This is a genomic window from Stenotrophomonas sp. MYb57 (assembly GCF_002966815.1).
Taxonomy (GTDB): Bacteria; Pseudomonadota; Gammaproteobacteria; order Xanthomonadales; family Xanthomonadaceae; genus Stenotrophomonas; species Stenotrophomonas indicatrix.
This window is the reverse complement of record NZ_CP023271.1, coordinates 2,694,820-2,707,122: the sequence shown is the minus strand read 5'-3', so window position 1 is coordinate 2,707,122 and position 12,303 is coordinate 2,694,820. Positions and strand designations below refer to the sequence as shown.

The window sequence follows — 12,303 nt, the reverse complement described above, 5'->3', positions numbered from 1 at the left end:
GCTGATAAGCGCCAACCAACGTTGCCGTCAACAGTGTTGTTCGATCAAATCGAAAATGTGGGAGAGAAGTCCGTCGAAGGAGACGAATTCCTCGCATACGTTATCAAACGCCACTTTGTCGCGGACCTGGTGCCGGCCCGTGCCAGATTCAAAGACATAGCAATCCATATCGCTTTCTCCATGCTCTACATAGCCGGCCATGAATCCACGATCGCGTGCAAGGAGTTTCATTTCGATCAAAGCAAGGGACGAGCCGCCATCGGAATAGGGGCGTGAAATGCCTGAGTAAAGGAAGACTCCCTCCGCTACCAGACCGTCGTGGTTTGAAAGGAAGTCCAGATAAGACTCCGGGAAGGCGGTCCCCAGCGTGGAGAGCGTCGCGGCCTGGAGAGCCTGGATGTCTGCTCGCTCAAGCTGAGGGCCAATATACATTTCAGCTTCGCTGAGATTGGTGCGGACCGCGAGCAATCTGGCTTCTACTGAGAGCTGCATTCTTGATCTTGTGGTGCGCGAGTGTCGAAAGCAGTTAGACACTACTGTCTTCCATCAAATGAGGTCAACGCCGGAGATACAGTAGACGGCCGGCAGATGGGGGGAATGACGTAATTGACTCGGTGGCGGAGGCCGCCGCCGCCGAAGCACCGGCGTATATCCGGTGTCCAGAAGTGCATGGTTCGAACCCGCCCGAGGCTCGTACAACGGTCCGCTCACTACGAAACAGACGATGTCGCCCTTGGTTGCTATTTGCGACGTTTCAATCCGTAGTTCTCAGCTTCTCATGCAGCCTTCAACATCACGCTTGGTCGGGAATTCTGCGGATGGAAGGATGCAGTACCTGCAGTCCAGCCCACCAATGTCCTCGCGTCGGCGCAGTCTTGCCAAAGGTCAATTTTCTGGACGTGGTGGGCGAAAGGATTTTTGATTGCAGGCGGCTCGGAGGATGAATATGCGAAATCAATTGGAGACGGTGGAAAGGCACTTGGCGCAGCGCAAGTGCCTTTGGCTGGATTGCGAGTATGCTGAAGGTGATGCGATCTATCGAAGAGAATTCTTCATAAAACGTCACGGCGGGGTCTTGCACGTCGGTCTTGATGAGTACCTTGATGGTTATGAGGACGCCATAGATCTCTACAGGCGGTACGTTCGAGCGTCATTCGATACCCTGTATGAAGCGATGGACTTCGTGCTCGGCGAGTTGGGTATGAATGAGTCCGATATTGTCGCCGGGTGCAAATTGGGTTGAGTTTGTTCACGGGGGCGATATCCGGCTGCATCGTGAAGATTCGATAGAGGTGCCCAAGTGCGCAGTTCTGTGGCGTCCCCGCATCAAGACGAGCATGACTCGGCTCTACATCGGCACACATGCGATGACACGCAAAGCGATGGATGGGGGGGCAACCAGGGTTGGCGTCTACCAGGAGCGCGGATCAGGGTTTTCGGATCCAGCAGCGCGGAACAAGTCCGGCGTCAATGTTCGGTCAACCCGCGTTGCGCGGCTTGCGTGTGCGTTTGGGTTTGGCTGCATCACCGCTGCTGGCGGCACCATCGTGCAACGCCTGCAGCCACGACAGCGTGTCGACATAGTCGATGAAATGGCGCAGATACCCGGGGCTGGTTGCCTGCATCGTGTCCAGCATGCGCTGCACCAGCACCGCCGAGTTCAGCGGGCCACCATCAGCCGGGGCTTCGGTGCGCAGCGAGCGGCGCACCTGCAGTTCGCTGCGCAGCTCGGACCACTCACGGCGCACGTCGTCCAGCATCGGCACCTGCGGGTAGTGCAGCAGCGATCGCGACCCGGTGTCGAGGTCGCGCACCAGGGCACGCAATCCCTCCAAAGGCGAGGACTCAGCTGCCATTGCCGTTCTTCTCGCCCGGCGCAGCAGCCTTGGGCTTGGGAATCGGCGCGATCTCCACACGGCGGTTGCGCGCCCGGCCATCTTCGTTGGCATTGGAGCTGACCGGCTGCTCGCTGCCGAACGCCGCGGCGAACACCGCATCGGCCGGTACGCCGTCGGCGATCAGGGTGCGGGTCACCGTCAGCGAGCGCTGTGCGGACAGCTCCCAGTTGTCGGCGAAACGGCGGTTGCCTTCCCGCACCGGTGCGTCATCGGTGAAACCGCTGACCATCAGGATCTCTTCGCGCGTGCCGAGATAGGCCGCCAGCGGCGCGGCCAGGCTGCGCAGCAGTTCCTGGCCTTCCGGCTGCAGCTGGTCCGAGTTCAGCGCGAACAGCACGCTGCCGCTGATGCCGATGCGGCCATTCACCAGCGTCACCCGGCCGGCGGCGAGCGGGCCGGCCAGCGCCTGTTCCAGCGTCTGCAGGCGCTTGGCTTCGGCCTGGCGCTGCTTGACCTCCTGGTCCAGGCGCTGCGACAACTCCAGCTGCACGGCGACCACGCCGACCAGGATCAGCACGAACGCGCCCAGCAGCACCGACATCAGATCGCCGAATGCCGCCCAGATCGGGGCGTGTGAGCCGCCGTCGACCTCCAGCTCGTCGCTCATGCGCTGCCGGCCTTGCCGCGGCGCGCGGCCAGCTGCTGCAGTTCTTCCATCACCTGCTTCTGCGACAGCAGGCTGAGGTCGACCACCTCGCGCGCCTGTGCCACGTAGTACGCCAGCTGCTCATCGCTGCGCGCCAGCGAGGCATCCAGCGCACCGCCAATCTGCTCCAGGCGTCCGGTGAGCTCCGCCGAAGCGGTGCCGAACTGCTCGACGGCAGCCCCGAAGGTGCCGGCCAGCTGGCCCACTTCACCGGCACTGCCATTGAGCAACGTGGCGATGCCATCGAGCTTGCCGGTCTCGGCCGCGATATGGTCGCTGAAACGGTTGCCGACGCGTTCCAGCAGTTCGGCCGAGCCTCCGACCAGTGCATCCACAGCGGTGCGCTGCTCGTGCGAGGCGTGGTTGATCGCGTCCAGCAGGGTCTGCACGGTGGCCAGCAGGTGGCCGCGTTCTTCCAGCATCTTGTTGTCGCGCACCAGGCTTTCGGACAGGGTGCTGCGCAGTTCGTTGATGACCTCGGCGGCGGCCTTCGGTGCTGCGGCCGCAGTCTGCAGCAGGGTGGACACTTCGGCCAGCGTGGCGCTGGCCTGGGCACGGCCGTTCTCGCCGATCTGCTGCGCGGTCTGCGCCAACGTGTCGCAGACCTGCTGCTGCTGTTCGGCAAGGCGCTGGCCATTGGCCTGCAGGCGCTCGGCCAGATCGGTGGAAACGCTCTGCAAAGCGTCGCTCCAGCGCTGCAGGCGCTGCTCGTCGCCTGCCAGCAGCTGGGCCTGCAACGCCGCGTGCGCCTGCTGCAGCTCGGTACTTACCGCGTCCCAACGCAGCTGGCGCTGCTGTTCGCGTGCATCCAGGCCCGCCTGCAGTTCGGCATGCGCCGTGGCGGTGGCGGCCTGTGCGGCCTGCCAATCCTGCAAGCGCTGTTGCTCGTGTTCCTGCAGCAGCGACTGGCCGGCGGCGTGGCGCTCATCCAGTGCCTGCAGCAGCGCCTGCGCACGGTCATCCAGGTGGCTGCTGGCATGCTGCAGCGCCTGCTGCTGGCGCTCGACCAGTTCACTGTTCAATGCCTGCTGCTGTTCGGCAGCAGCGCGCCAGGCCTCGGCGTTGCTGCTGGCATCGGCCTGCAGGCGCTCGCCGATGCGTGCCACCAGGGCTTCACCCTGCGTGCTCTGGCCTTCGCTGAAGGACTGCAGATGCTGGCGCAGTTCGGCAACCAGCGCCTGCTGCGCGCCGGTCTGCTCGGCCACTACCTTGGCCCAGCTCGCTTCGGTCGCCACGCGGCTGCGCTCGAAGCCCTCGGCCAGACCATTCAACTGCTGCTGCACGGCCTGTTCGACACGCGAATGCAGCGCCTGGCCGTGGCTGGCCAGACCGGCCAAGGTGGTTTGGGCCATCGGTTGCAGCGCGCCACCAATGGCCGCAGCACTGGCTTCGGCCCCCTCGCGCAGCGACTGCTGCAGCGAGGTTGCCAGGCGTTCCTGCAACGCCTGGCTCTGCGTCAGGAACTCGGCCTGACCGGCCAGCAGGCGCTCATTGGCGGCCGCGCTGTGCTGTTCGAAGGTGCTGGTCATCGCCTGCAGGCGATCGATCAGCGTAGGCAGCGCCGCAGACTGCGACTGCAGCAGGCGCAGCGACTCGGCACGCTGCCAGGCTTGCGAATACGGATGCAGGTCAGTGGCGATGGCGCGGTCCAGCTGCTGCACCACCTGCAGGCGGTCACGGCGCAGCAGTGCCGACAGCAGGCCCAGCATGGCCGAGCTGGCCACGCCGGCGATGGACGTGCCGAAGGCCACCGCCAGACCCTGCACCGGCGAGGCCAGCGAGCCGCGGATGGCCGCCATGTCGGTGGCGCTCTGCAGCGCCAGGCCGGTGCCGCGCAGGGTGTCCATCATGCCCAGCAGCGTGCCGAGCATGCCCAGCAGCACCAGCAGGCCTACCAGATAGGGCGTCAGCACCGGCGAGGGCAGGGCGGTGCGTTCGCCTTCCACGCGCAGGCGCACGGCATTGCGCAGGCCCAGCGGCACACGCTCCAGCCACGGTGCCAGGCTTTCCTTGGCCAGCGAAAGGTCAGCCAGTGCGGCGCGCAGGCCATTGCTGGCCTGCCGGTAGCGGTACAGCTCCACGCCACCGGCGATGTAGCAGGCTGCGATGATCGCTGCCACGGCTGCACCCAGCGGGTGCACCGAGACATAGCCGACGCCGATCCAGCACACGGCCAGCAGGCCAGCAAGGAAGACAAGGACGTGGAAAACAGTTCTGGACATGGTGTTCCGGTCAGTGTGAGCGCAGGGCGGAAAGCAGCCCCTGGATCGGGTGGAAGCGCAGTTGCAGCTCGGCGAGCAGCAGCGTGCGCATGTCGTGGCGGAAGGACGCGCGCCAGCCGGGCTGGCCGTGCACGCGTTCGAATCGGGCACCCAGCACCGCCGGGGCGGTGGCAAGCAGGCTGTGCTCGCGCGGGCTCAAGGTCTGTTCCATCACCGCATCGACCTCGGCCAGCCGCGCCAGCTCCGGTGACGCCTGCACCAGCTGGTCGCGCAGGCGGCCGCGCAGGCGGCCGGTAGCGGTCTGGATGGCCTGCTGCAGCACCCGGTAGCGCTGCCGCAACGAAGCGAAGTTCGGCGCGGCGGCGGCCTCGGCCAGGTCCAGCAGGCGCTCGGCCTCGGCATCCTCGCTCAGCGAGGCCAACAGGCTCGCTTCGGCCTGGGCGCAATCGGCCAGCAGGTCATCCAGCGCTTCGGCGGCCTCGGCCGGTTCAGCCAGGCGGCCATCCAGCGCCCCGGCAAGGGCCACGGCACGGCTCCAGTCCACCCACTGGCCGAGGCGATCGGTCAGGGCGGGACTGGAGGCCGGCATCGCGCCGTCGCTGAGACGGGCGAGCAGACGGAGGAAGTCCGGTCCATCCACGACCGGCTGCGCTGCGTTCGCCATCAAGGGGTGGGGGCCAAAAACCGTTGATTTTACAACCAGATGAGGCCGGCCGTATGAAGGCGGGGGCGAGGGGCAGCACCGATCGGGCCACAAGGCTTAAAATGGTCGGCTGTATCACCGCACCCCGACTTCTGGAGCTTGAGATGACCGTTGCGCAGTTCTACCCGATCGGCACCCCCGGACAGCCCTGGGGCGACGCCGAACGCGCGCAGTGGCGGGCCCGCCAGAAGCGGCAGCGCAGCTACCACGAAGACGTGGTGACCGCGCTGGAACGGCTGGACGAGCGCTTCGACGTGGTGCAGTACGGCCAGTTGGACTACGCCCCGGACCACTACCCGCTGTTTGCGGTGGTGAACCACGACTGGAACCCGGCCCTGCCGACCGCGCTGGTCACCGGCGGCGTGCATGGCTACGAAACCAGCGGCGTGCATGGCGCCCTGCAGTTCCTGGAGCAGCACGCCGAGCGATACCTGGGCCGCTTCAACCTGATCGTGGCCCCGTGCGTGAGCCCGTGGGGCTATGAGCGCATCCAGCGCTGGAATCCCAATGCCATCGATCCCAACCGCAGCTTCCGTGACGGCGGCCTGATCGAAGAAGCCGCCTCGCTGATGCGCTGGGTGGCCGAACGCAAGGCCAACATCCGGGTCCACCTGGACCTGCACGAGACCACCGACAGCGATCTGCACGAGTTCGACCCGGCCCGCTGCGCCCGCGACGGCAAGCCGTTCGAGCGCGACACCATTCCCGATGGCTTCTATGTGATCGGCAACAGCGAAGACCCGCAGCACGAATTCCAGAAGGCGCTGATCGCCGCCGTGGCCCCGATCACCCACATTGCCCCGGCCGATGCCGAAGGCAATCTGGTGGGCATGCCGCTGCAGTCGCCGGGCGTGGTGTGGGGTGAGTCGCGCTCGATTGGTGCATGTGCCGGCTTCACCGATGCGCTGTATGCCACCACCACCGAGGTGTACCCGGACAGCCCGCGCACCAACCCGCAGGAATGCAACGACGCCCAGGTGGCGGCGGTGTGCGCGGGGTTGGATTTCGCCCTGGCCAATTGACGGCTGCGTCGTAGCGCCGGGCCCATGCCCGGCGACTTCCAACGGCTGCAGGATCAGCCGATGCCTTCGGCCTGCAGGCGCAGGCTGTCGGCTTCGTCGACCCGTCCAAGCGACTGCAGGTAATCGGCAAGAATGGCGAGGTACAGTTTCTCGGCTACTAGAAACTCGTACCCGCCGTGCGCCGGTCCCCAGAAGCCGTAGAGCTCGACGTGACCGTCGGGGATGAACATCCCTTCCACCTCACGCTGGTACTCGTCCAGGCTATGGGGATACACGACGCCGAAGCCTCCGTTCGAATCGCCAAATCCTCGTCGCTTCAGCGCGAAGGCGGCGACCTCGGCGGGGTTGCTCCATGCGTCGATGACTTCCTTGACGCGTGCGATGGTTTCGGGTGTGGGCTGCATGCTGCAAGGATGCACCAATGGGCAACCTGCTGCAGTCCATTGCCCGTATCTGCGACGTGCAGGCTTGGCGCTGCCGGGAGGGTGGGGCGCGTCGCCGCGCCCCACGCCATCAGTACTTCTTTTCCAGGTTCAGCTGCAGACCATGGTCGGTGTCTTCGCTGCTGCCGAACAGGCCGCGGTACTCGATCCGCAGGCTGAGGTCGCGTTCAGTCTGCAGCACCGCCCCCAGACCGAAAACGAACCGGTTGCGCTTGAGTCCATCGATTTCGCTGCGGTAGAACGGGCCGCCCGGCAGATCGGCGTAGCCCATCGTCACCGGGCTGGCGTCCTGGAAATCGTGCTGGTATTCGAGCCGCAGCTGTGGCGAGAGCGTGCCGAAGCGGACCGGGTAGCGATAGTCCATGTGCACGCCCAGGCTGGCGGTGGTGGTGTCCACATCCTGGTCCTCGTAGCGCAGGGCGTGGATCGCGTCGCCGCGTTCGGTATAGCCGTTCAATGTTGCGCGGGCCAGGTCCAGCCGCGCATACGGACTCACCGACAAGCGGTCGCGCTGGTAGTCGCCGCCGACCGACAGCGAGGCGAACCACTGCTTGCCATCGCGGTCGCCTTGCACCATCGCGCCATTGGCGGTCACGTAGCGACGTGAGTCGAATGACAGCAACTGGTAACCCAGCAGGCCATCAACGAAGAAGTACTGCCCCGGGTGGTAGCTGCCGTACGCGGCCAGGGTGTAGCTTTCGCCGTGGCTGCGGGTGTCGTTGTGACCGACGTCGGTCGTGTCGCGGCCGTAGCCGATACCACCGCCGAAGGCGAATGCCTGGTTCACCCGGGTATCGGCACCGGCGCTGATGCCGCTGGTCTGGAAGTCGAAGCCCGCGCTGCCCGAGCGACCATCGCGATCACCGCTGTTGATCGAGCCGCCGGTCCACAGGGTAAGGGCACCGTTATCTCCATCACCCCTACGTGTGCCGCGATCCCCAGCGGCGGGCGCGACAGCAACGTCGTCCCTCAGAACAGATTCGTCCAGCGCGGTCACCTGGCGGCAATCGCCACCGGGCATGCGTCGTACCTCATCCTGGCAGCGACGATCGCGGTCGACGCCGAAGCTCAGGCCATTCTCGAAGCGTGTGCCTCTGCCGGCACCATGCAGGCCTTCCATGCGGCGCTGGAAATTGCCGATCTGCGCAGTGGCGAAGCGCCGGGTGGAGGCGGTCTGCGCGCCCAGCAGGCCCATCACCTCCGCGTCCAGGGTCGGGTCCGGTCGGCCGATCACATCAAAGTCGATCATCGCCGGCACCGAGGTCGCGAACGCGTTGCTCAGGGTGAAGGTGGCCGTGGCGGTACCGGCGAAGGTGGCCGCCGGGGTGAACGTGAGGCGATAGCCCGCGCTGGCACCACTGCCGGACGGTGCGATGGTGGCAGTGCCGGCAGTGGACGGCGACAGTGACACCAGGGTGGCTGCAGTGAACGGGCCGCCCGTTGCATCCGTCGTCAGCTCGACTACCGCCGCAACACCCGCATTTGCACTGACCCGGCGCGAGATCGCCACCGGCACCTGGTTGATGGTGATCGTGGCGGTGATCGGAGCCGAAGCACCGTAGGCGTTGTTCAAGGTGTAGACGATGCTTGCCGTGCCCGATGCGGTGGCCAGCGGGGTGTAAGTGATGGTGGTACCGGTCACGGTCGTGGTGCCGGTGGCCGGCTGCGTCACCAGGGTCACACCGGTGAACGGACCGCCGGTGGCTCCGACCGTGGTGTCGATGGTCACCGGCTGCCCCGCCACGGTGGTGACGGCCGCGCGCGGCTGGCCCGCAGGCACGGGCAGAGCGGTGATCGTGATCGACACGGTCGCCGGCGCCGAAGTGCCGCCCGGACCGGTCGCGGTGTAAGTGAAGCTGTCGGCGCCGAAGTAGGTGCCGGATGGCGTATAGACAACGCTCATGCCGCTGACCGTGGCAGTGCCGTGCGCTGGCGCGCTGGCCACAGCGACCGAGGTGATCACGCTGCTGTCGTTGGCGGCGACCGGAATGGTCACCGCCTGCTGCGACGGCGTGGTGGCGCTGTCGTCCACAGCCACCGGCACCGCATTGGCGATGACGATGGTGTAGCTCTGGGTAGCGTTGTAGCCGGCGTCGTCGGTGGAGCGCACCACCACGGTGTAGCTGCCGGCCGTGACCGGCGTGCCACTGAACACGCCCGCTGAGCTGAAGGCAATGCCGGGGGGCAGGGCGCCGGAGACGATCGCGTAGGTATAGGGCGCAATACCGCCGCTGCTGCTCAGGCTTTGTGAGTAGGCGGTGCCGACTGCGCCGCCTGCGAGGGGGGCCGGTGCGAGCACCACAGTCGCCGGAGTAATAGTGAAGGTGTACGCGCGGTTGGCGGTCTGGCTGTTGGAATCGGTGGAGCCCACCGTGATGCTGAAGTTGCCATCCGAGCGCGGGACGCCGGTCAGCGCGCCAGCGGAATTGAAGGACATGCCGACCGGCAGCGCACCACTGAGCAGAGAGTAGCTGTACGGCGCAAGGCCGCCGCTGGAGCTCAACTGTGCGTTGTAGGCCACGCCTGCGCTGCCGTTGGGCAGGCTGGGTGGATCGATGGCGATTGCAGGCGTGGCAACGACGATGGTGTAGTTCTGCTGCAGCGCGAACGGCGCACCCGCGCCGGTGCTGGAATCTGCGGCACGCACGGCGATGTTGTAGTTGCCCGGCACGGTCGGCGTACCGCTGAGCACACCGGCCGAGTTGAAGCTCACACCCACCGGCAACGAGCCGGCCGCCAGTGCGTAGCTGTACGGCGCGGTGCCGCCGCTGCTGGCAAAGTTGATGGTGGTGGCCGTGCCGTAGTTCATCGGCAGGTTGCCCGGCGCCGGGGTCATGCTCAGGGTCGGCGCGCCAACGGTCAGCGTGAAGCCCTGGCCGGTGGTGAACGGACCGGTGCCGGTGCTGCTGTCGGTGGCAGTGGCGAAGAGGCTGAAGCTGCCCGCCGCGCTCACCGTGCCGCTTACGGTCACGCTGGTGGCGGTAGTGCCACCAACGCTGAGGCCTGCTGGCAGGCCGGTGACAGTGAAGCCGCTATAGGGTGCAGTGCCGCCATTCCAGGTGAACGTCTGGCTGTAGCTGGCGCCGACCTGCGCGCTCATCGGGCCACCCGCAGTCACGGTGATGGTCGGGTTGCCGACAGTGACACTGACCGTGGCGGGCGACGAGGTGCCGGCGGTGTTTGTTGCGGTGTAGGTAAAGCTGTCCGGGCCCGCGTAACCCGCGGTGGGCTGGTAGGTAATGGAGGTGCCGCTGGCGTTCGCACTGCCATGAAGCGGCGCGGTACCGACGGCCACCGAGGACGGCACGCCGCCAGAGATGTTCAGCGTGATCGGATTGGCGCTGCTGTTGTAGGCCACGCTCGCCGACAGCGGATTGGCGACAGGCGGGGTGTTGATGATCTGCAGCGTATAGCCGCGCGGCGCGGAACTGTAGGGCCCGCTGCCGGTGCTGCTGTCGGTCGCGGTCACGGCGAAGTTGGAGGTGCCCACTGACGTGGGCGTGCCTGTCAGCGCGCCCGAGGAAGCGTTCAGCACGATGCCCGGTGGCAGCGCTCCGGCGGTCACTGCATAGCTGTACGCTCCCGTGCCGCCGCTTGCCGGATTCAGCATGGCGCTATAGGCCCCACCCTGGGTGCCGTTGGCCAGCGTGCTTGCCGGCAGAGTGATGGTCGGCGGAGCGATCACCAGCGCATAGGCCCGGGAGCCGGTGTGCGGTGCGCCGGTGCCAGTACTGTTGCTGGTGGCGGTCACGGTGAAGTTGAAGGTGCCGCCGGCCGTCGGTGTGCCGGTGATGCCGCCGGTGCCGCCGAGGGTCAGGCCGGTGGGCAGCGCGCCTGCCGTGATCGCATAGGTGTACGGCGCAATGCCGCCGCTGGCACTGACAGACTGGCTGTATGCCGCCGCGACCGTGCCGTCGGGAAGTGTCGTCGGCGCGATCACGATCACCGGCAGTGCCACCACCAGGGAATAGGCGCGTGAACCGGTGAACGTATTGGCGTCCGTCGCAGTCACGGTGAAGTTGAAGGTGCCGGCTGCGGTCGGCGTGCCGGCCAGTGCGCCAGTACTGGTGTTGAGGCTCAACCCGGCGGGCAGCGAGCCTGCGGTGATGGCGAAGGTGTAGGGCGCGGTACCACCGCTGCCGCTGAGGGTCTGGCTGTAGCCCGCGCCAACGGTTGCACCCGGGACGGTGAACGGGTTGACCAGGATGGTCGGCGGCGGAATCACCTGCAGGGTCACCGTCTCGACCTCGGCGTAGCTGCCGGTGCCGCTGCTGCTGTCGGTGACGCGGATGCCGAAGGTGTAGCTGCCCTGGGTGGTGGGCGTGCCGCTCAGGGTCGCGCCGCTCAGGGTCAAGCCAGGCGGCAGCGCGCCGTTTTCAAACGCGAACGTGTAGCCGGGCACGCCACCGCTGGCAGTAAAGGTCACCGAGTACGGAAGATTCTGCGCGGCAGACGGAGACGACGGCGCGATGGTAAGGGTCGGGTTCGTGGCCGAACCGCTGAAGGCGCGCACGCCGCTGGCAGAGGCGCTGTCGGTGGCGCGGATGGTGAAGGCGTAGGCGCCGCGCTGGGTGGGTGTACCGCTGATGGTGTTTCCGCTCAGGCTCAGCCCCGGCGGAATGGAGCCGGTGTCCAGGCTGTAGGTGTACGGTCCGGTGCCGCCGCTGGCACTGAGGCTGGTGCTGAAAGGCACGCCAACCGTCAGGTTGACCGCAGGCGAGGCGGCGAGGGTGATGGCTGATGCCGGAGCGATGGTGACGGTGACGGTGATGTCACCGTTCGAGTCGTCCTGGATGACGAAGGTATCGCTGGTCGCGCTGTCGCCGTTGTGGGTGTACGTCAGCGGCAGGTTGGCACCCGACTGCACGCCGACGGTGCGGCTGCCGTGCGGGGTCGCCGCGGTGCCCGCAGAGATGCCGAAGCCGCCGTGGCAACCGTTGATGTTGATGGTCTGCGAGCCACTGTTGGCGACCGACATGCTCAGCGTCGGGCAGAACGTCGATGGTGCTGCTGCCGCCAGCTGCGGCCACAGGCTGCCTGCGCACAACAGCACGAGGGCGAGCCAGGAGCAGAACGAAGAAAAGAAGACGTGTGAACGCGCACGCGGCGTCTGCACGCGTTGCGCTGATGACTGATGCATGTTCTGCCCCTGTTGGCACCGCACGGGCTCGATCGTCCCAAGGACATCGAGCCAAAACGGCGAGACCTTACCCCTGTCCGCGGACACCGGGCTGGACCCGGTACCGCACCCCTTGCGAACTGCTGGCGATTATTCAAGCAGGATTCAGGGTATAAAAGGAAGTGCCTATATATTCATGAAGGATTAATGTTGCATTCGCACAAAAATTTCGCTTGTACGGCGTGCGGAG

Annotated in this window: 9 protein-coding genes; 2 read left to right on the top strand and 7 right to left on the bottom strand. The window is 66.2% G+C overall.

Annotated features, from left to right (window positions below; all coding sequences use genetic code 11):
• Positions 1 to 27 precede the first annotated feature (27 nt).
• On the bottom strand, positions 28 to 492 hold the full coding sequence (locus CLM74_RS12440; protein ID WP_234003344.1) for a YrhA family protein: 465 nt from the start codon (positions 490 to 492) through the stop codon (positions 28 to 30).
• 487 nt (positions 493 to 979) lie between these two features.
• Here CLM74_RS12440 and CLM74_RS12435 point away from each other — a divergent pair, with 487 nt between their 5' ends.
• On the top strand, positions 980 to 1,243 hold the full coding sequence (locus CLM74_RS12435; RefSeq protein WP_158684147.1) for a hypothetical protein: 264 nt from the start codon (positions 980 to 982) through the stop codon (positions 1,241 to 1,243).
• Positions 1,244 to 1,478: 235 nt separating this feature from the next.
• Here the strand turns inward: CLM74_RS12435 and CLM74_RS12430 are convergent, their stop codons facing one another.
• The 4 genes from CLM74_RS12430 to CLM74_RS12415 are packed head-to-tail and all read right to left on the bottom strand — an operon-like array spanning position 1,479 to position 5,430.
• A complete protein-coding gene (locus tag CLM74_RS12430; RefSeq protein WP_105164214.1) occupies positions 1,479 to 1,856 on the bottom strand; it encodes a DUF2894 domain-containing protein in 378 nt (125 codons plus the stop codon).
• On the bottom strand, positions 1,846 to 2,505 hold the full coding sequence (locus tag CLM74_RS12425) for an OmpA family protein (protein WP_025874313.1): 660 nt from the start codon (positions 2,503 to 2,505) through the stop codon (positions 1,846 to 1,848). Before CLM74_RS12425 ends, CLM74_RS12430 begins: the two co-directional genes overlap by 11 nt.
• Positions 2,502 to 4,766 carry a DUF802 domain-containing protein gene (locus CLM74_RS12420; RefSeq protein ID WP_105164213.1) on the bottom strand — a complete coding sequence of 755 codons (2,265 nt, stop codon included), beginning with the start codon at positions 4,764 to 4,766 and terminating at the stop codon, positions 2,502 to 2,504. The genes CLM74_RS12425 and CLM74_RS12420 overlap by 4 nt, the downstream gene beginning before the upstream one ends.
• Before the next feature lie 10 nt (positions 4,767 to 4,776).
• Positions 4,777 to 5,430, bottom strand: coding sequence for a DUF3348 family protein (locus tag CLM74_RS12415; RefSeq protein WP_105164212.1), 654 nt, complete (start codon positions 5,428 to 5,430; stop codon positions 4,777 to 4,779).
• Between the two features lie 143 nt (positions 5,431 to 5,573).
• Between CLM74_RS12415 and CLM74_RS12410 the strand changes: the two genes are divergently transcribed.
• Positions 5,574 to 6,491, top strand: coding sequence for a M14 family metallocarboxypeptidase (locus tag CLM74_RS12410; protein ID WP_105164211.1), 918 nt, complete (start codon positions 5,574 to 5,576; stop codon positions 6,489 to 6,491).
• Positions 6,492 to 6,544: 53 nt separating this feature from the next.
• Here CLM74_RS12410 and CLM74_RS12405 read toward each other — a convergent pair whose 3' ends face one another.
• Entirely contained in the window at positions 6,545 to 6,895 is a 351-nt protein-coding gene (locus CLM74_RS12405; RefSeq protein WP_059064377.1) for a hypothetical protein, read from the bottom strand.
• 109 nt (positions 6,896 to 7,004) lie between these two features.
• Entirely contained in the window at positions 7,005 to 11,987 is a 4,983-nt protein-coding gene (locus CLM74_RS12400) for a putative Ig domain-containing protein (protein ID WP_158684146.1), read from the bottom strand.
• Between the last annotated feature and the right edge of the window lie 316 nt (positions 11,988 to 12,303).